This window comes from Mycobacteroides salmoniphilum, assembly GCF_004924335.1.
GTDB classification, from domain to species: Bacteria; Actinomycetota; Actinomycetes; order Mycobacteriales; family Mycobacteriaceae; genus Mycobacterium; species Mycobacterium salmoniphilum.
Genome location: NZ_CP024633.1, coordinates 1,254,000 through 1,274,025, shown reverse-complemented (window position 1 = coordinate 1,274,025; position 20,026 = coordinate 1,254,000). Strand labels below are relative to the sequence as shown.

The 20,026-nt window shown below is 64.3% G+C and carries 16 protein-coding genes; 10 read left to right on the top strand and 6 right to left on the bottom strand.

Annotated elements, in window-relative coordinates; translation table 11 throughout:
• The first annotated feature begins 98 nt into the window (after window positions 1-98).
• Both DSM43276_RS06370 and DSM43276_RS06365 read left to right on the top strand, forming a co-directional pair.
• A complete protein-coding gene (locus DSM43276_RS06370; protein WP_211196757.1) occupies window positions 99-1,823 on the top strand; it encodes an ABC transporter ATP-binding protein in 1,725 nt (574 codons plus the stop codon).
• Window positions 1,820-3,715: an ABC transporter ATP-binding protein gene (locus tag DSM43276_RS06365; protein WP_078328791.1), complete on the top strand. Its 1,896-nt coding sequence runs from the start codon at window positions 1,820-1,822 to the stop codon at window positions 3,713-3,715. The genes DSM43276_RS06370 and DSM43276_RS06365 overlap by 4 nt, the downstream gene beginning before the upstream one ends.
• On the opposite strand, the gene DSM43276_RS06360 is transcribed toward DSM43276_RS06365, so the two are convergent.
• The 4 genes from DSM43276_RS06360 to DSM43276_RS06345 form a co-directional block, all read right to left on the bottom strand.
• Entirely contained in the window at window positions 3,712-4,236 is a 525-nt protein-coding gene (locus tag DSM43276_RS06360; protein ID WP_078328790.1) for a hypothetical protein, read from the bottom strand. The two genes, DSM43276_RS06365 and DSM43276_RS06360, sit on opposite strands and share 4 nt — an antisense overlap.
• Window positions 4,237-4,312: 76 nt before the next feature.
• Window positions 4,313-4,519, bottom strand: coding sequence for a hypothetical protein (locus DSM43276_RS06355; RefSeq protein WP_078328789.1), 207 nt, complete (start codon window positions 4,517-4,519; stop codon window positions 4,313-4,315).
• Window positions 4,520-4,548: 29 nt separating this feature from the next.
• Window positions 4,549-5,583, bottom strand: coding sequence for a mechanosensitive ion channel family protein (locus tag DSM43276_RS06350; protein ID WP_078328788.1), 1,035 nt, complete (start codon window positions 5,581-5,583; stop codon window positions 4,549-4,551).
• A gap of 110 nt (window positions 5,584-5,693) precedes the next feature.
• Window positions 5,694-7,022, bottom strand: a complete 1,329-nt coding sequence (locus DSM43276_RS06345) for an HNH endonuclease signature motif containing protein (protein ID WP_136628998.1) — start codon at window positions 7,020-7,022, stop codon at window positions 5,694-5,696.
• A 93-nt stretch (window positions 7,023-7,115) separates the two neighbouring features.
• Between DSM43276_RS06345 and DSM43276_RS06340 the strand changes: the two genes are divergently transcribed.
• The 6 genes from DSM43276_RS06340 to DSM43276_RS06315 are packed head-to-tail and all read left to right on the top strand — an operon-like array spanning window position 7,116 to window position 13,008.
• Window positions 7,116-7,535: an HIT family protein gene (locus tag DSM43276_RS06340; RefSeq protein WP_078329598.1), complete on the top strand. Its 420-nt coding sequence runs from the start codon at window positions 7,116-7,118 to the stop codon at window positions 7,533-7,535.
• 51 nt (window positions 7,536-7,586) lie between these two features.
• The gene (locus DSM43276_RS06335; protein ID WP_078329597.1) at window positions 7,587-8,858 is read left to right on the top strand and encodes an MFS transporter; all 1,272 of its coding nucleotides are present in this window, start codon (window positions 7,587-7,589) and stop codon (window positions 8,856-8,858) included.
• 10 nt (window positions 8,859-8,868) lie between these two features.
• Entirely contained in the window at window positions 8,869-9,702 is an 834-nt protein-coding gene (locus DSM43276_RS06330; protein ID WP_078329596.1) for a mycofactocin-coupled SDR family oxidoreductase, read from the top strand.
• Window positions 9,699-11,066: an FAD-binding oxidoreductase gene (locus tag DSM43276_RS06325; RefSeq protein WP_078297514.1), complete on the top strand. Its 1,368-nt coding sequence runs from the start codon at window positions 9,699-9,701 to the stop codon at window positions 11,064-11,066. Before DSM43276_RS06330 ends, DSM43276_RS06325 begins: the two co-directional genes overlap by 4 nt.
• A gap of 49 nt (window positions 11,067-11,115) precedes the next feature.
• Window positions 11,116-12,357, top strand: coding sequence for a cytochrome P450 (locus tag DSM43276_RS06320; RefSeq protein ID WP_078329595.1), 1,242 nt, complete (start codon window positions 11,116-11,118; stop codon window positions 12,355-12,357).
• 39 nt (window positions 12,358-12,396) lie between these two features.
• Window positions 12,397-13,008 carry a TetR/AcrR family transcriptional regulator gene (locus DSM43276_RS06315; protein ID WP_078329594.1) on the top strand — a complete coding sequence of 204 codons (612 nt, stop codon included), beginning with the start codon at window positions 12,397-12,399 and terminating at the stop codon, window positions 13,006-13,008.
• On the opposite strand, the gene DSM43276_RS06310 is transcribed toward DSM43276_RS06315, so the two are convergent.
• A complete protein-coding gene (locus DSM43276_RS06310) occupies window positions 12,911-14,107 on the bottom strand; it encodes an acyltransferase family protein (RefSeq protein WP_078329593.1) in 1,197 nt (398 codons plus the stop codon). The two genes, DSM43276_RS06315 and DSM43276_RS06310, sit on opposite strands and share 98 nt — an antisense overlap.
• A complete protein-coding gene (locus DSM43276_RS06305) occupies window positions 14,104-15,900 on the bottom strand; it encodes a DEAD/DEAH box helicase (RefSeq protein WP_078329592.1) in 1,797 nt (598 codons plus the stop codon). The genes DSM43276_RS06310 and DSM43276_RS06305 overlap by 4 nt, the downstream gene beginning before the upstream one ends.
• A 90-nt stretch (window positions 15,901-15,990) precedes the next feature.
• Here DSM43276_RS06305 and DSM43276_RS06300 point away from each other — a divergent pair, with 90 nt between their 5' ends.
• Together DSM43276_RS06300 and DSM43276_RS06295 are read left to right on the top strand one after the other, a co-directional pair.
• Window positions 15,991-16,545, top strand: coding sequence for an LppP/LprE family lipoprotein (locus DSM43276_RS06300; RefSeq protein ID WP_078329591.1), 555 nt, complete (start codon window positions 15,991-15,993; stop codon window positions 16,543-16,545).
• Window positions 16,546-16,581: 36 nt separating this feature from the next.
• Window positions 16,582-20,022 (top strand): TM0106 family RecB-like putative nuclease, encoded by a 3,441-nt coding sequence (locus DSM43276_RS06295; RefSeq protein ID WP_078329590.1) that lies wholly within the window; start codon window positions 16,582-16,584, stop codon window positions 20,020-20,022.
• Window positions 20,023-20,026 lie beyond the last annotated feature (4 nt).

Below are 20,026 nucleotides of genomic sequence, written 5' to 3'. Positions count from 1 at the left end.
AACCACTGAGCTGCGGGTTTGTTGCGAGTCCGGATGAGCCGGATGCGCGAAGACCATGTCCAGCGTGTGCGACAGTGGTGCCCATGCCTCAGGGTCAGTTGCGGGCCCTTCTGGGACGCTACGTCCGCCCGTACCGCAGCCTGGTCGCGGTGGTCGTCAGCCTGCAGATCATCAGCACGCTGGCCTCTTTGTATCTACCGACCGTCAACGCCGCGATCATCGACGACGGAGTGGCGCAGGGCGACACCCGAATGATCATGCGGCTCGGCATGGTGATGCTCGCCGTGACACTGGTGCAGATCGCCTGCTCGATCGGGGCGGTGTACTTCGGTTCCAGAACGGGTATGGGGTTCGGCCGCGATATGCGATCGGCGCTGTTCCATCACATCACCGGGTTCTCCGCCGAGGAGTCCGCCCGATTCGGCGCGCCGACCTTGCTGACGCGCACCACCAACGATGTTCAGCAATTACAAGTGCTGGTGCAGATCACCTGCACCATGCTGGTGACGGCGCCGATCATGTGCGTCGGCGGAATCGCCATGGCGGTCCACCAGAATGCTGGCTTGTCCTGGCTGCTCATCGTGAGCATGCCCGCGCTCGGTGTGGTCAATTGGTACATCGTGCGATCGATGTTGCCGATCTTCCGCCGAATGCAACGACTCATCGATGGCATCAACCGCGTGATGCGAGAACAACTGACCGGCATCCGGGTCATCCGCGCATTCACACGGGAAGCAGTGGAGCGCAAACGATTTAGCGTCGCGGTCGCCGAGGTATCCGACACGGCGCTGGCCGCCGGACGATGGCAGGCACTGATGCTGCCCACTACTTCATTGGTCATCAATACCTCCAGTGTGGCGCTGATCTGGTTCGGCGGGCTGCGGATCGACCAGGGACAGATGCAGGTGGGCTCGCTGGTGGCCTTCTTGTCCTACTTCTTGCAGATCCTCATGTCGATGATGATGCTCACCATGCTGGCCGTCATGGTGCCGCGCGCATCAGCGTGTGCCGAACGGATCACCGAGGTGTTCGAAACGGTGGGATCGATTACAGCACCGGCCGATCCGGTGCATGTGGACGCACTCGACCCGACCGTCGAGTTCACCGATGCCGGGTTCCGTTATCCCGGTGCCGAGCGTGCGGTGCTGGAAGGGGTTTCGTTCACGGCGCGACCCGGGACGGTTACCGCCGTGGTCGGCGCGACGGGCTGCGGTAAGAGCACGCTGCTGTCTTTAATCCCCCGCTTGCACGACGTGACCGCAGGTTCGGTACGTGTGGGCGGTCACGATGTTCGCCGATACGACCCCGAGGACCTTTGGATGGTTATGGGTCTGGTCCCGCAGCGGGGCTACTTGTTCTCCGGAACGGTGGAAAGCAACCTGCGCTATGGCAAGTCGGATGCCACCGAGGATGAGATGTGGGATGCGTTGCGCGTCGCGCAGGCGGCGGACTTTGTCCACGCGCACGCCTCGGGGCTGCAGATGCCGGTGTCGCAAGGCGGTATCAACTTTTCGGGCGGGCAGCGTCAGCGCATCGCGATCGCGCGGGCGGTGATTCGCCGCCCCGGCGTCTACCTGTTCGATGACGCGTTCTCCGCGCTGGATGTGCATACCGATGCGCGGTTACGGGAGGCGCTGCGTGCGGTCGCCGGGCACGCCACCGTGATTGTGGTGGCACAACGGATCTCAACGGTGGTCGATGCCGACCAGATCGTGGTTCTGGAGGACGGCCGAGTGGCCGCGGTGGGCACCCACGCCGAACTGGCGGACCGCTGTGGGATGTACCAGGAGATCTGCGATTCGCAGGCGGTGCTGCCGGTATGACTGGGGCGATCGGCTTTCGAGGTGTGCAACAAGGGCCGGCAGAACGTTCCCGGGACTTCCGCGGCACCGCCGTACGGATGGTGAGACGACTTGCTCCGCAACGTTTTCTGACCGCCATGGTGATCACTCTGTCCATGACCGGTATCGCGATCGGGGTCATCGGGCCCCGGATCCTGGGGCATGCCACCGATCTCTTGTTCAACGGGGTCATCGGACGGGAGTTGCCCGCCGAGCTCAGCAAGGAACGGGCCATCGAGGCGGCTCGGGCCCGCGGGGACGGCCAGTTCGCACAGATGCTTTCCGGCATGAACATCACCCCCGGGGTAGGTGTCGACTTTCACGCGGTGGGGATGACGCTGGCCCTGGCCTTGGGTATGTATCTGGCGGCCGGGTTACTGGCATGGGTACAGGCACGGCTTCTCAACGTCACCGTGCAGCGCACGGTGGTGGCGCTGCGTGCCGATGTAGAAGACAAACTGCATCGGCTTCCCTTGTCATACTTTGATTCCCGACAGCGCGGGGAAATCCTCAGCCGCGTAACCAACGATGTCGACAACATCCAGACGTCACTGCAGATGAGCATCAACCAGCTGCTGAGCTCAATGCTGACCCTGGTTGCCGTACTTGCCATGATGCTCAGCATCTCGCCGCTGCTGGCACTGATCACACTCGCGACCGTGCCCATGTCGCTATGGGTGACGCGCGCGATAGCCCGCCGCTCCCAACAGCTGTTCGTGGCGCAGTGGTCTAACACCGGGAAACTCAACGCACACATCGAGGAGACCTACAGCGGTTTCACCATCGTCAAGACCTACGGACACCGCGCCGAGGCAGAGGAAATCTTCGCCGATCGGAACGCCAAGGTCTACAGCAGCGCCTTTGGGGCACAGTTTTTCTCGGGATTGGTATCGCCCGCCACGGCGTTCATTGGAAACCTGAGCTATGTGGCAGTGGCGGTGGTGGGCGGCATGAAGGTGGCCTCCGGCGACCTGACGCTCGGCGGCATCCAGGCGTTCACGCAATACGTGCGGCAGTTCAATCAGCCCCTGACACAGGTCGCGGCGATGTACAACACCCTGCAGTCCGGACTCGCCAGCGCCGAAAGGGTTTTCGAGCTGCTGGACGAGGCCGAGGAGCCGCCCGATCCGGCATCTCCTGCGACGGTCCCGGGCGGGACCCCGGGTGTCGAGTTCGATGACATCAGCTTTAGCTACTCCCCCGGCAACTCGGTGATCGAAGGGCTGTCGCTGCGCGTCGAACCGGGGCAAACGGTAGCGATCGTCGGGCCGACCGGGGCCGGAAAGACCACCCTGGTGAACCTGCTGATGCGCTTCTACGACATCGACTCCGGGCGGATACTGCTGGACGGCACGGATATCTCGACGATGAGCCGACATGACCTGCGGTCTCGGATGGGGATGGTGCTACAGGACACCTGGCTTTTCGGCGGCACCATCGCCGAGAACATCGCCTACGGGCGGCCCGAGGCGTCCGACGACGAGGTCCGCGAGGCTGCGCGTGCGGCATACGTGGACCGATTTGTGCGCACACTTCCCGACGGCTACGACACCAGGATCGCCGACGACGGTGAGAACATCAGCGCCGGAGAGAAGCAGTTGATCACCATCGCCCGTGCATTCCTGGCACGCCCGCAGCTGCTGATTCTCGACGAAGCGACGAGCTCGGTGGATACCCGCACCGAGCTACGAATCCAGCGGGCGATGGCCGAGCTGCGCCGGGACCGCACGAGTTTCATTATCGCCCATAGGCTTTCCACTATTCGCGATGCCGATCGCATTGTCGTGATGGATGGCGGCTGCGTCGTCGAGAGCGGCACCCACACGGAACTGCTGGCGCGCCGCGGCGCCTACTTCGCGATGACACAGGCCTAGAGCTGCGGACCTTGCGTCCGTAGATCCCGAACCTCCGTCATGGCACCGCGCAGCTTGTCCAGCCAATCCTCGGCGTGTTCGCCGACCAGCCGCACCGCCCACGCCAGCGCATCGGCACGGGAGCGGGCGACTCCGGCCTCAACCAGGGTGTCAAGCACCTGACGTTCGGGCTGTCGCAGCCTCGTCATCACCGGAACGGCGATGTGTGTAAACAGGATTCGCTCGGACTCTGCGGCGGTACCCACATCGACACCCCAGGAAACCTTGCGCCCGTACCGGGCCTGCGCCTCGTCGGCGATGCGCATTCGATGGGAGCGAGTCTCTTCCCGGAAGCGTGAGGCCCGGCCCGCAGCGTGCGCCTCGCTCTCGTTGTCACCCTCATCGGCGGGTAGCCGACCGATGACGGTGATCTCTTCGCGGTCGACGACGACTTCGGGATCACCACCGAACCAGCCGTCGGGCAGGCGCCCGGCGAACCAATCCGCGGCGTCGGAGGCGTCGGACTGTTGATCTCGTTTCATGATTACAAAATTACACGCTTGCAGATACCGGGGTGTTCGCTTATAGCGAACACCCGTGGGAGCGTCGGGCGCTACATCAGCTGCGGCGCATAACGAGCGCGGCACCGCCGGCGAGCACGATGACCACTGCCAGGACCAACGCCCATCCGAGACCGGCGATCCACCACACGGCGCCGAGAGCGGCCAGGACCGGGGCAGCCAAGAACAGCGCCATCCCCGGGTGCTGACGGATCACCGCCAGCGCGGCATTTGCCCGCTGCTTGTCGATTTCCTTACCAGCCATATCGCCAGCGTACTGCGCATCAGCGGAAGTCAGCGGTCCGACTTCTCCAGAATCTCGGCATCTGCACGCAGTAACCCGTCGAGATAGAGCGGGCGGATACCGTTCTCGTCGAACGCGACGAGAATCCGGCGCCGCAACTCGCGCTCCACCGCCCACTGCGCATTGGCGCGGACGGCAACCGTCAATCGCAGACTGATCGCATCGGTGGTGATTGCATCCACCCCCAGCATCTCCGGAGCTCCTAGAACTTCCTGCCGGAGCGCATCGTCGGCAACTGCCTGCTGAGCAGCCTCGAGCGCCACCTTGCAGGCCAGGTCGACATCGGCGCTGTAAGACACGGGCAGCTGCAGGAAGGCCACCGCATAGTCCTGACTGAAATTACCGACGCGCGCGATCCCACCATTGCGCACGTACCAGAGGGTGCCGTGCAGGTCGCGCACCGTGGTGATGCGCAGACCAACGCTCTCCACGGTGCCTACCGCGTCACCGACGTCCACCACGTCACCGACGCCGTACTGGTCCTCGAACAACATGAATATTCCGGTGATGAAGTCCCGCACCAGGTTTTGCGCGCCAAAACCGAGCGCGACACCGACGATCCCCGCAGATGCGATAAAGGGAGCCACGTTCACTCCCAGGATCGCAAGCGACTGCAGGATCACCCAGACGAGCACGAGAAACGAGACGGCCGACTTGAGAACGGAGCCAAGGGTCTGCGCACGCTGTGCTCGGCGTTTGCGCCGCCGCGCGTCACGGGCCGGGTCCTGAGCGCGTCCCCGCAGTGTGCGCACGACCGAGGGCCGCCGCTCGGCCTCGTCGAGAGCTGCGTTCTCCGCCGTATCCGGTGCGCGGCGCGTGAAGAGCGACCATCGGCGGCGGCTCTCCGACTGATCCGTCCGCTTGGCGCCTTGAACCAGCCGATCGATCGCCCGGTGAAATACGTACCGCACCACCAGCGCCAGAACGACGTAGATCGCGATGTCGACCGGCCTGTGGATCAGCCAATCCCGGCCGGACTCGGACAATTGGATTGCTAGGTCTGACACCACCCCGAGGGTACCCATTGAGGACGATTCTGCGAGTGGGCAAAGGCACAGAGGCCGCCTTGCGCCGCGCGAAAACTATTTGCCCCGTGGGGAACTCAACGTGGAGCCAAACACGCACACCAAAACCCTTACAGCAAAGGAGAATAAAGCGTGTCCGGCTGGCGGTCCGTATTGGTCATTACCTCACCCAGGCCCAGCTGTGGTGGGGGTATCCATTCGGTGGTGCCGTCTTGGTGTTTTTGGGTGGTCCAGCCGTGGTTGAGGAGGCGGTGGTGGGGGCCGCAGGCGAAGGTGAGGTTGTCGATGTCGGTGGGGCCACCATCGGCCCATTCGGTGATGTGGTGGACTTCGCACAGGTATCCGGGCACGTGGCAGTCGGGGTGGGTGCAGCCGCGGTCTTGGGCGTGCAACACAATCCGCTGATCTGCCGATGCGATGCGTTTAGAACGTCCCAGATACAACGGTCGGCCGTCATCATCGAAAATCGTCAGGTAGTGGTGGGCGTGGGCGGCCATGCGGATCACATCACGCACCGGCAGCCTGGTGCCGGCGCCGGTGACCGCTATGCCCGCGGCGCCTTCGAGCTCGGCCAGGGTGGTGGTGACCACGACGGTGACCGGTAAACCGTGGTGTGAGCCGAGCTGCCCGGAGGCCAGGGTGGCGCGCAGGCAGGTACGTAGTGCGTCGTGGTGGCGTTGGGCACCCGAGCGGTGGTCGTGTTCGGCGGCTTCCGGGTTGGGCTCCCCGTCCACGAGAGGGCTCTGGTCGACCGGGTTGCACATGCCGGGTGCAGCTAGTTTGGCGAACACTGCATCCAGATAGGCGCGCGTCTCCGGATCCAGTAGGCCGCTGATGGGTGACATGCCGTCAAAGCCCTGCTGCCCGATCGTGACTCCGCGCCGCCGCGCCCGATCCACATCGCAGAACTCACCATCCGGGTTCAACAGGGCCATCATGCGGTCGGCACCGATACGCAGTGCCTCGGGCCCAAACCGGACGGCCATCTGGGCTAGTTGTTGTTCGGCGCCCTGGCGGGTCGGTGCATCCACCACCACCGGCAGCCGATCAAAGAATGTGCGGATGATCCGCACATGCTCGTCCCCGATATCGCCGCGAGATAGCGCGGCGGCGACATTCGGCAGCTGCGGTGCCAGCACCTCACTGGTCAACGCCCGCCGCGGCGCCAACTGCTCGGCATCGGCGATCCGGCGCCGGGCCGCCCCCTTACCGATATGCAACCGCCGCGCAATCACATCCGCATAAGAAGTGCCACCCAACTCCACCGGCGTGCCGCGCTGCACCAGCTGCGCAATCCCACGATGGGAAACGGACATGAGCCTGCGTTGAGTCACCTCAAGACGAGCCAGCACCGATAGCAGTTCAGGGTTGTTCAATCCGTCGACGGCGTCCGAGCACACGGCATCAATCGCCGCCTCCAACACCTCGACCGAACTCATGTTCGAATACTAACCGTGCCCACCGACACGTAGCCGCACCCTGAAACAGCTGTGACAGAAGTGAATTCACCGAGGACCCGCTACGGTGTGCTCATGTCGTGTGTCTTCTGCGCCATTGTCGCCGGTGAGTCGCCATCCTTCCGCGTATATGAGGACGAGGCGACTCTCGCCTTCCTCGATATCCGACCGATCACCCGCGGGCACACGCTGGTGATCCCAAAGACCCATGCACAGGACCTCACGGATCTAAAGCCCGATGACGCCGCCGCCATCATGACCGTGGGCCAGCGAATCGCTAACGCCATCCGAAGCTCGGAGCTACAGAGCGACGGCACCAACCTGGCCCTCAATGACGGCCGCGTCGCGTTCCAGACGGTCATGCACGCGCACCTGCACGTGGTGCCACGACGCGGAGGCGACAAACTTGCCTTCGCAAAGGGATTCATGATCCGTCGAGATCCCGACCTGGAATCCACCGCCCGCATCGTTCGCGAGGCAGTGCAAGCCAACTAACGAAAAATCACTCGACCACCCGCACTATCCGCTGATACGTTTTTCGGCGACATGTCCACTCCGACGGCGGATTCGCCGACAATCGATCAGGTGAATCGCCGGCCGGTCTTCCTGCTGCTCTTCGCGTCCGTTGTGGCCGCCATCGGCAATGGTGTGTCGATCGTCGCGCTCCCCTGGCTGGTACTGCTGCGCACCGGCTCTGCGGCGGATGCGGCGATCGTTGCCGCCGCCGGCACCCTGCCGTTGGTCTTCTCCACCCTGATCTCGGGAACCGCGGTCGACTTCTTCGGACGCCGCAAGATGTCGATCATCTCCGATGTCCTGTCACTGTTATCCGTCTCGGCCATACCGATTCTGGCCATGACCACCGGGCTCAGCGTGCCGCTACTCGCAGCCCTTGCTGCAGTCGGCGCCATCTTCGACCCCGCCGGAATCACCGCACGTGAATCGATGCTGCCCGCCGCCGCGAAAGCTGCCGGCTGGTCGCTGGACCGGATGAACAGCATGTACGAGGCGGCATTCAACGTCGCCTACATCGTGGGCCCCGGTCTGGGCGGTCTGCTGATCGCCTCGATCGGCGGCGTCAACACCATGTGGGCCACTGCGTCGACCTTCGTCGTGTCCATCGTGGCAATCTCCTTCCTCACGGTCGAAGGTGGCGGGAAACCGGCCGCTGAAACCAAGCCGACCGGCGTCATCAGCGGTGTGGTCGAGGGATTGAAATTCGTCTGGAACGTCAAGATTCTGCGCACACTGGCGCTCATCGACATGGCGATCACGGCGCTGTATCTGCCGATCGAAAGTGTGCTGCTGCCCAAGCACTTCAGCGACGCCGGCACACCCCAGCAGCTCGGCTGGATACTCATGGCGATCTCCGCCGGCGGGCTGCTCGGCGCCCTCGGGTACGCGACCATGGTGCGCCACGTCCAACGCCGCACCATCATGCTGTGCGCCACCTTCACCGCCGGCATCACCACCCTGGGCATGTCGCTCCTCCCGCCGATTGCGGTACTGCTGGTGCTCGGAGCCTGCCTGGGCTTTATCTACGGACCCGTGGCACCGATTGCCAACTATGTGATGCAGACCCGCTCCCCCGAGCACTTGCGCGGACGGGTGGTGGGTGTCATGACGTCCACCGCGTACTGCGCCGGGCCGCTCGGGTTCATGCTCGCCGGCCCCATCGCCGACACGTTCGGCGTCGCCTCGACCCTGACCATCATCGGCGTGCCCATGCTCCTCATCGCTGTGGCCAGCACTCGGATGCCCGTCTTGCGAGAGTTGGACCGGGACGAACTGCAGCCCCACAAGGATCCCACTCGGTAGGGTCGTCTCCGTGGCTGGCTTCGAGGGAAAAATTGCACTGATCACCGGCGGCGCACGCGGCATGGGCCGTTCGCACGCCCTGGCGCTCGCCGAGGCCGGCGCCGATATCGCGATCTGTGATCGCTGCGAGAACAGTGACGTCGTCGGGTATCCACTGGCTACCGAGGACGACCTCGCCGAGACGGTCGCCATGGTGGAAAAGACCGGACGCCAGTGCATCTCGGCCAAGGTCGATGTGAAGGATCGTGCCGCGCTGGAGGCGTTTGTCGCCGAGACCGAGGACTCACTCGGCGGAATCGACATCGCCATCACCAACGCCGGTATCAGCACCATCGCACTGCTGCCCGAGGTTGAGTCCGCGCAGTGGGACGAGGTTATCGGCACCAATCTCACCGGCACCTTCAACACCATTGCGGCCGTGGCACCCGGCATGATCACGCGGAACTACGGCCGCATCATCACGGTCTCCTCAATGCTCGGGCACAGCGCGACATGGGCCCAGGCCTCCTATGTCTCGTCCAAGTGGGGTGTCATCGGGCTGACCAAGGTCGCCGCACATGACCTCGTCGGCTACGGCATCACGGTCAACGCCGTCGCACCGGGCAACATCGAAACCCCGATGACACAAAACGATTTCGTCTTCGGCATGATGCGCCCCGATCTGGAGAAGCCGACGCTCAAGGACGTCGAATCCGTCTTCGCGTCGTTGCACCTGCAGTACGCGCCCTTCCTCAAACCCGAAGAAGTCACCCGTGCCGTGTTGTTCCTGGCCCACGAGGCCAGCTCACACATCACCGGCACGGTGCTGCCGATCGACGCCGGCGCGACAGCACGGATGATATGAGCCAGACCGCCCTCAACGAGCTCGCGACCACCCTCGGCGAGGGCGCGGTCATCACCGACCCCGATATCACCGCCTCCTATCGACAGGACCGCGCCTTCGACCCGGACGCCGGAACACCCCTGGCGGTGGTGCGTCCGAGCAGCACGGAAGAGGTTTCCGCAACCCTGAAATGGGCCAGCGCGCATCACATCCCCGTCGTCCCCCGCGGCGCGGGCACCGGACTGTCCGGTGGTTCCACCGCCCAGGACGGCGCCATCGTGCTGTCGACCGAACGAATGCGCGCCATCTCCATCGACACCACCACCCGTGTGGCGATCGCCCAGCCCGGGGCGCTCAATGCGGAAGTCAAGGCCAAAGCCGCCGAACACGGCCTGTGGTACCCGCCGGACCCGTCGTCCTTCGAGATCTGCAGCATCGGCGGCAATATCGCGACCAACGCCGGCGGACTGTGTTGCGTCAAGTACGGAGTCACCACCGATTACGTGCTGGGGATGCATATCGTCCTGGCCGACGGCACCATCCTGAGGCTGGGTGGACCACTCCTGAAAGATGTTGCCGGACTGAGTCTTACTAAGCTATTTGTCGGCAGCGAGGGCACGCTCGGCGTGATTACCGAGGTCACTCTGCGGCTACTGCCCCCACAACCGCCGCCGTGCACCGTGGTGGCGACCTTCAACTCGGTCACCGAGGCGGCCGATGCGGTGCTCGCGATCACCGCGCAGATCCGGCCCTCGATGCTCGAGTTCATGGATTCGGTGGCGATCAACGCGGTCGAGGACAAACTGAGAATGGGGCTGGACCGCGAGGCCGCCGCCATGCTCGTCGCCCGCTCGGATGAACGCGGTAAGACCTCCGCGGAGGATGCCGAGCTCATCGCGCAGATCTTCACCGATCACCATGCCGCCGAGGTCTTTTCCACCGACGACCAGGAAGAGGGCGAGGCATTCGTCGCGGCACGAAGGTTCGCGATCCCCGCCGTGGAGGCAAAGGGCCCACTGCTGCTCGAAGACGTGGGCGTCCCACTGCCGAAGCTGGCCGAGCTGGTGGAGGGCGTGGAAGCCATTGCCGCACAACACCGATTGCTCATCTCGGTGATCGCGCACGCCGGTGACGGCAACACCCATCCCCTGATCGTGCATGACCCCACCGACCCGGACGAATCGCAGCGTGCCCACGCCGCATTCGGCGAGATCATGAACCTGGCGATCTCACTGGGCGGCACCATCACCGGCGAACACGGCGTGGGACGGCTCAAGAAGCCATGGCTGGGCGGTCAGGTCGGCCCGGAGGTGCTGGAGGTCAACCGCCGGATCAAGCAGGCCCTCGACCCCGAGGGCATCCTCAATCCCGGCACGCTCGTCTAGTTCCCCACCGGATGTTGACACTTTAGGTGACATGCCTTACACATAAGACATGTCGATCGATGTGTCTCACACAGTTGTGCCGCGCTACATCCCCGGAGCCGCCGACAACTGGACCAATCCCTGGCCGATGTACACGGCGCTTCGTGATCACGACCCGGTGCATCACGTGGTGCCCGAGCACGCCCCGGACGACGACTACTACGTGCTCACCCGGCATGCCGATGTCTATGAAGCGGCTCGCGACTGGGAGACGTTCTCGTCGGCTCGGGGTCTGACCGTCATGTACGGCGATCTGGAGAAGACCGGCATGGGCGACAACCCGCCCATGGTCATGCAGGACCCGCCCACGCACACGAACTTCCGCAAGCTCGTCTCCCGTGGTTTCACACCGCGTCAGGTCACCGCCGTGGAGCCCAAGGTGCGCGAGTTCGTGGTGGAGCGCCTGGAGCGCCTCAAGGACCGGGGCGAGGGCGATATCGTCGTCGAGCTGTTCAAGCCGCTGCCCTCGATGGTCGTCGCGCACTATCTCGGGGTGCCCGAAGAGGATCGTGCCCAGTTCGACATCTGGACCGACGGCATCGTCGCGGCAGCAGCCGGTGGCGCCATCGACATCGAGGCCATGCAGGGTGAGGTCGCTCAGACCATTGGTGAACTGATGATGTACTTCACCGGACTCATCGAGCGGCGGCGTGCCGAACCCGAAGATGACACCGTCTCGCACCTGGTTGCCGCCGGAGTGGGAGCCGACGGCGACATCAGCGGAACACTCCAGATCCTCGGATTCGCGTTCACCATGGTGACCGGTGGCAACGACACGACCACCGGAATGCTGGGCGGTGCAATACAACTGCTGCACCAGAACCCCGATCAACGCCAGAAACTGATCGACGACCCTGCGCTCATCCCGGGAGCCGTGGAAGAGTTCCTGCGCCTGACGTCTCCGGTGCAGGGTCTGGCGCGAACCGCGACCCGCGACGTAACCTTCGGCGACACCACCATTCCGGCGGGGCGACGCGCGCTGCTGCTCTACGGCAGCGCCAACCGGGACGAGCGCGAATACGGCAATGATGCAGGCGAATTGAATGTACTCCGGAACCCGGGCAAGCTACTCACCTTCAGCCACGGGAATCACCACTGCCTGGGAGCCGCCGCGGCACGCATGCAGTCACGGGTGGCTCTCGAGGAACTGCTCAGCCGCATACCGGATTTCGAGGTTGACCTCGACGGTGTCACCTGGGCGGGCGGCTCGTATGTGCGAAGGCCCCTGACGGTACCCCTCCGCGTGCGATGATCTTGCGATGAGCCGCCTGCGCGAAGAGCGTGAACCAGCATGAGCTGGTTGGCCGACACGAGGACATCGGTGGCTGCGGAGAAGATTCTCGACGCGGCCGCCGAGCTGTTCGTGCGTGACGGCGTCGCTGCCGTCGGCATGAACGAGATCGCCAAGGCCGCCGGCTGTTCCCGGGCGACGCTCTACCGATACTTCGAAAATCGCGAGGCGCTGCACATCGCTTATGTACACCGCGAGGCCAGGGCCATCACCGGGCAGGTCACCGCAGCGGTCGCCGACATCGATGATCCGACGGAACGTCTGGTCAGCGCCGTGCTCATCAGCCTCGGTTTGGTCCGTGACAACCCGGCCCTATCGGCCTGGTTCCGTCCCGGCGAATATGTCGGCGGATCACTGGCCCTGCATTCGGAGGTCCTGAACGCCATGGTGTCGGCGTTTGTCAACGGCACAGTGGCCGACTCCGAATCTCACCTGCGAGCCAAATGGTATGTCCGGGTGATTATCTCGTTGCTTTCCTACCCCGAGGACAACCCGGAGGACGAGCGCACTCTCATCACCGAATTCGTGGCGCCCATGATTTCCGCAGACGTGATCCACCCACCAGCAGCATCTGCGCGGCCCGATGGATCAACCACGAAGCAGGCACGCTGACCGCCATCGTCACCAGGAACACGATCACCACCGACCCGGTGTAGACGTGGTAGTGCAACAGGTCAACCATCACGATCTCCATCAGGATCATGTGGATGAGGAACAGCTCGTAGGAGATCTCACCCAGCCACACCATGGGCCGCGAGGCGAGAAACCTGACATACCAGCCGGTGTCACCCAACCCGGCGGGCGCGACCAGCAACGTCGCAATCACCACGTAGAAGATGGACTTCGTCAGCGCTTGCGGCAGCGCCCACGGCGACGTGGTCGGGTCTCCGGCTATCCGCGTGGACACGATGAGGTAGCAGATGATCGCGAGCGGCACCGTCACCAACGCGTAGCAGCGCACACCCATGACGGCGAGAACGGACAGGATCATGCCGCCGACGAACCATGAAAGGTAGGCCGGAAGCCACAGTTTCGCACCGTCGGGAAGGGCACTGACGGTGTACACCAGCGTCATCCAGGCGGGAGTCACCAGAACCAGACCACCCAGGCCGACCAGCAGGCGCACCGGATGCCACTGTCCCCCACAGAGTTTCCTGATCAACAACCACGCCAAGAAGGGCAATGCGACATAGAACGCCGCTTCGACGGCGAGGCTCCAGATCTGCGTCATGCCCTGGTGGATATAGCGATATCCGTAGTTGGAGGTGTAAATCTGGGTGAGCGTGAGGTTCCGGAGCAAGCCCAGCCAGGTGTGTCCGGGGTTCGGATATTGGTCCCGGATGTGATACCAGATGTACGCGATGGCCACCAGAATCCAGTAGGCCGGCATGATGCGCCGAAATCTGTGCCAGGCATAGCGTTTCACCGAGGGTGAGGCGGTACCGTCAGCGGCCGCCCGTACCCACGGCAGGAACAGCAGAAAACCCGACAACACAAAGAAGATCGGGACACCGATTTCCAAACGGGCCTGTATCAGGTGCAGATAGGCACGCCACGGGGAAACGCCGTCGACAACATAATTCCCGGTGCTGTAGGCCGCGTGGGTGGCCACCACGAGCGTCGCGGCCACCGCCCGGATACCCGTGAGCGCAGCGACGCGTCCGGGACCGTGGACGACGGGGGCACTGTCAGTCGCGGGGACCGCCGTCATGGTTTCTTGGGGGACCGCTTGGGACGCTTCGCCTCCGACCGTTTGTGGTCCGTGTGCTTGTGGTCCGGGCGCTTGCGATCCGTGAACTTACGGGGGGGACGTGCGCCGTCGGCCGCGTCCGCGAGGCGCAGCTCGATGAGCACACCCGAGATCCGGGTGCTCTCCAGTGCCTTCAGTGTCTTGGGCGACATCTTGGCGGGCAGCTCAACAAGTGAGTGATCGGGGCGGATCGTGATGTGCCCGAAGTCGCTGCGATGCAAACCGCCTTCGTTCGCTATCGCGCCCACGATGGCACCGGGCATCACCTTGTGCCGCTTGCCGACGGCGATGCGGTACGTCGCCAGGCCAGGAGTCTGGCCGCGTGGCTCGCGGGGGCCGCGCTCGGGGCGCTCCCCGCGCTCTTGGCGCGGATCACGGGGCGGATCGGGCTTGAGCAAAAACTGCTCGCCGTCGCGCGACAGTACCGCCAGCGCGGCGGCGATATCGGCCACCGGCACGTCGTTATCGCGTTCGTAATCCTCGACAAGCCTGCGGAAGAGCTCGATCTCCGGTGCCGAGAGCGCAGCGGTGATGGCATCGCGGAATTTCGTCACCCGCTGGGCGTTGACATCGTCGACCGATGGCAGCGCCTCCTCGGCAAGCTTGGCCCCGGTGGCTTTCTCGATGGCCTTGAGCAGATGCCGCTCGCGCGGAGAGACGAACAACACCGCCGTACCCGAGCGGCCCGCGCGGCCGGTACGGCCGATGCGGTGCACATACGACTCGGTGTCGTGCGGGATGTCGTAGTTGAGCACATGCGAGATCCGCTCGACGTCCAGGCCGCGCGCGGCCACGTCGGTGGCGACCAGGATGTCGATGGCACCGCTCTTCAGTCCGTTGATGGTGCGTTCGCGCTGTGACTGGTTGATATCTCCGTTGATCGCCGCCGCAGAGAACCCGCGCGCCTTGAGCTTGTCGGCCACCTCCTCGGTGGCCTGTTTGGTCCTGACGAAGACGATCATCGCTTCGAAGGTCTCGACCTCGAGTATCCGGGTGAGCGCGTCCATTTTGCGATGTCCGGCCACCTGGATGAAGCGCTGGGTGATGTTCTCGGCGGTGGAGGTCTTCGCCTCGACCTTGATCTCCACCGGATCGTGCAGATACTTCTTGGTCAGCCGCCGGATGGTCGCGGGCATGGTCGCCGAGAACAGAGCCACCTGCTTGTACTCGGGAGTGTCGGCCAGGATGCGTTCGACATCCTCGGCGAAGCCCATGGTGAGCATCTCGTCGGCCTCGTCCAGCACCAGGTAGTCCAGGTGCGAGAGATCGAGCGTGCCCCGCTCCAAGTGATCGATGACACGCCCGGGCGTGCCGACCACGACGTGGGCGCCCCTTTTTAGGCCCGACAGCTGGACCACGTACGACTGGCCACCGTAGATCGGCAGCACGTTCAGTCTGGGCAAATGTGCCCCGTACCGACCGAAAGCCTCGGCAACCTGCAAGGCCAGCTCGCGCGTGGGCGCAAGCACCAAAGCCTGGGTGTTCTTCGAGGTCAGGTCGATTTTCGAGAGGATGGGGATGGCAAACGCCGCCGTCTTCCCGGTGCCGGTCTGCGCCAATCCCACCACGTCCGAGCCTGCGAGCAGCGGCGGGATGGTGGCGGCCTGGATCGCCGAGGGTGTTTCATACCCGACGTCGGACACCGCACGCAGCACTTCGGGGGCAATCTGTAGGTCCGCGAAGGTGACGGCGTCATCCACGCGTGGTGCATTCGAATCGCCGGTGTCTGGCGTTGGGATATCTGTAGAGGTCATGGCGTCAAGAAGTCTAGGCGCTACCGCGCTCAACTCCCGCCTCCAGTGCATCTTTGGTAAATGTCGGTAATGTGCGGGGCCGTGCGGAGGATGGTTCTAGCGAGGACACTGTCGGTACTGACGGCGGTGATCGCGCTCGCCTGCGCCTGCACCGGTGGCGACAGCACGGTGTCCAAGACGCCGGCCAACACCATCACATCTGCCTCACCATCTCCCGGACCGGCGGGTTCCGCGACCAAGCCCAAGCCCCCGCCTTCGATCAAAGACGACTGCGCGATCAACCTGAAGGATCCGGCCGTCGCAACGGCCGTCGCACTCCTACCCCCCGGCCCCAACAGCGAGGCCGCGTGGAATCCGGTGCCAGTGGCGGGCAACTACAACAAGTGCGCCCCCTTGTCGGCGGTCATCGTCGCTGCGGATACGCACGAGCCCGCGCCCCCTACCCGCGCGGTGTTCTTCCACCTGGGCGGTGTGATCTCGCATGGCGTCCCCGACACGTACGGATACAACGCCATCGATCTTCCGGCGAGCACCTTGGACACTGTGGTGCTCAACTTCTCCAACGGCATCCCCGGCCTGGAGAGTGTGGTGTCCTTCCGCTGGAACGGATCTGGCGTGGAAAAGGTACAACTGGCCGCACAGTAGGGCATCTTCGTCGGTGCGAGCACCTACAGTGATCGGGTGTTCGTCCTCGACGGCCGGGTCGTCTACAGCGCTTCGGATCTTGCCTCCGCCGCCCGCTGTGAGTACGCCCTGTTGCGGGCATTCGACGCCAAGCTCGGATGGGCACCGGCGCCCCCTCGTGATGATGAACTGCTGGCGCGCACCGCGACTTTGGGGGAAGCCCACGAGGCTCACCACCTTGCCGAGCTGCAGAAGCGCTTCGGTTCCGGAGTAGCCAGCATCCCCTTTCCCCCCACCTTCACGCTCGACGGACTCCACGCGGTCGCCGCGGCTACGAAGCGGGCCTTCGACGATGGGCGCCCCGCGGTGTATCAGGCCGCGATGTTCGACGGCCGGTTCCTCGGTTTCGCGGACTTTGTGGTCCGAGAGGACCAGACCTACCGCGTCTGCGACACCAAACTGGCCCGCAGCGCCAAGGTGACGGCCTTGCTGCAGTTGGCGGCCTATGCCGACAGTTTGATGACGACAGGTGTGCCGGTGTCCGCGGAGGTGCGGCTGATATTGGGTGACCGATCGGCCGTTGACTATCCCGTGGCCGCTCTGGTCGGCGTGTATCGACAGCGACGAATCCAATTGCAGGACTTGCTCGATCGCCATCTGGTGGGCGGGGTTCCGGTGCAGTGGTCCGATGAGAACGTCCGCGCCTGCTTCCGTTGTCCCGTGTGCGAGCCGGAGGTCGAGCGCACCGACGACTTGCTGCTTGTCGCCGGCATGCGGATCAGTCAGCGGGCGGCACTGATGGACGCCGGGGTGGACACTGTCGCAGAGCTTGCCGCGGGTCCCGGCCCCGTCGCCGATATGTCGGCGCGCAGCCTGCAGCAATTGGTGGCGCAGGCCGAGTTACAGGTCCGTCAACGAGACAGTGGCACACCACAGTTCGAGGTTGCTGATCCGATTCCGCTCGGCACCATGCCCGCCCCGAATCCCGGAGACATCTTTTTCGACTTCGAAGGCGATCCGCTGTGGACAGAGGATGGCGTGCAGTGGGGGCTGGAGTACCTGTTCGGCGTGCTGGAGTACGACCGGTCCGGCAAGGAGAAATTCCGGCCGATATGGGCTCACGATCGCCACAGCGAACGAAAGGCCCTGATCACGTTCCTGGATCTGGTAGCCAAACGCCGTCGCCGGTATCCGGGGATGCACGTCTACCACTACGCGGCGTACGAGAAGACCGCGCTGCTGCGTCTTGCCGGCCGGTACGGGGTCGGCGAGGAACAGATCGACGAACTTCTGCGTGACAACGTACTGGTCGACCTCTATCCCGTGGTGCGCAAAAGCATTCGCTCTGGTTCCAGCGGTTACGGGCTCAAGGCGTTGGAGCCGCTGTTCATCGAATCCGGAAAGCGCTCCGGCGACGTCACAACGGCGGTGGATTCGATCAACGAGTACGCGCGTTACTGCGCACTGCGCGATAGCGCCGACCCCGCGGCGCAGGAAGTACTGGACTCCATCGCCGAGTACAACCGTTACGACTGCGCTTCGACGCGCAAGCTCCGGGATTGGCTGCTGGTGAGGGCCTTTGAACACGGCATTACCCACCTGTCCTCTTCTGCCGCTGTCGGCGACACGGACGAGTCGGAGCCCGATGGGATCGGCATGGCGCTGGCGGCATTCGTGGGAGACTCCGGTCCGGCCGATCGTAGCGCCGAACAAACAGCGGCAGCCATGGTGTCGGCAGCACGCGGATATCACACTCGAGAGCGAAAACCATTCTGGTGGAGTCACTTCGACAGACTGAACAACCCAGTCGACGAATGGGCGGATACCGCGGGGGTTTTCATCGTCGAGGGCGCCGAGCTGATCGAGGACTGGCATAAATCTGGAAGCCAGCGCAAGCTCCGACGACACGTGAAACTGACGGGCGACCTCGCCGGCGGTGTCCTCGACGACAACGTCTACGCGCTCTATGAGCCGCCGGCACCGACGGGGCTCGGCGACGGGGACCCCGATCGGCGGGCGTCTGGATCGGCGACCGTCGTGGAGGTCACCGAATCCGGCGGTGTCCCCGTGGACGTGACGATCCAGGAGCTCACGCCGAAGAACGGCGAGGTGTTCTCCGAGCTGCCGATGGCTCTTGCGCCGGGTGCGCCGGTGATGACCAAGGCATTGGAAGCCGCCATCGAGCACGTCGCCGCGGGCGTTGCCCATGGCCTTCCTGAGCTACCCCATACCGCGTCCATCGATATTCTGTTGCGCCGCAATCCCCGTGGTGCGCCTCTGCCGACCGTAGGTGACGACGGGCATGCCGGAGCCATCACCTCCGCTTTGCGGAATCTGGACTCGTCCTACCTGGCCGTACATGGCCCGCCAGGAACCGGGAAGACCTTCACCGCGGCACGGGTCATCGCTGAACTGGTAACGCGGGAGGGCTGGCTTGTCGGCGTGGTGGCGCAGTCTCACGCGGTCGTGGAACACCTCCTGGACCAGGTCGTCGCGGCGGGGGTACCGCCCGAACGGGTCGCCAAGAAGGCATCGCCATACAGCGGTGATGCCGCGTGGACTCAGATTCGGGATAGCGACTATGCGGGCTTCATCGCATCCCACGCCAGCGAGGGCGCCGTCATCGGTGGCACCGCATGGGATTTCGCAAACACCACCCGTGTCGCCGATGGCGTGCTACGGCTGCTGGTCATCGACGAAGCCGGTCAGTTCAGTCTGGCGAATACCCTTGCGGTAGCACGGGGAGCGCAGAACCTGCTGCTGCTCGGCGATCCGCAGCAGCTGCCGCAGGTGTCGCAGGGTGTACATCCCGAGCCGGTGGACACCTCCGCGCTCGGCTGGCTCGTGGAAGGTCACGGCGCGCTGCCCGTCGACCGTGGCTACTTCTTGGAGCGCTCTTACCGGATGCATCCCGCTCTATGCCAACGAGTTTCGGAGCTTTCCTACGACGGTGAACTTGAGTCCGCGGCACCGGCGCGCACCCTAGCAGGACAGGAACCTGGGGTGCGGACGCTGCTGGTTGACCATGAGGGGAATGCGACCAGCAGTCCACAGGAGGCCGAGGCGATTGCCACAGAGATCACAGGACTGATCGGATCGGACTGGACCGAAGAATCCGGCACACGGCCGCTGGCGCAGTCCGACGTGTTGGTGGTGGCTCCGTACAACGCACAGGTGTTGGCGTTGCGGGCCGCGCTGGCCGCAGCCGGGCTGGGCGAGGTGCTGGTAGGGACCGTGGACAAGTTCCAGGGTCGCCAGGCGCCGGTCGTGTTCGTGTCGATGACCGCCTCGGCCGTCGATGATGTGCCGCGCGGTATGTCGTTCCTGCTAAACAGGAACCGCCTCAACGTGGCGATCAGCCGAGCCAAGTTCCAGGCGGTGATCGTGAGATCGCCGGCACTGACCGAGTATCTGCCGGCCACGCCCGACGGGCTGGTCGAGCTCGGGGCGTTCTTGGCCCTAAGTCCGGACCGGACCAATGACGCCGTGCCACACTGAGGTC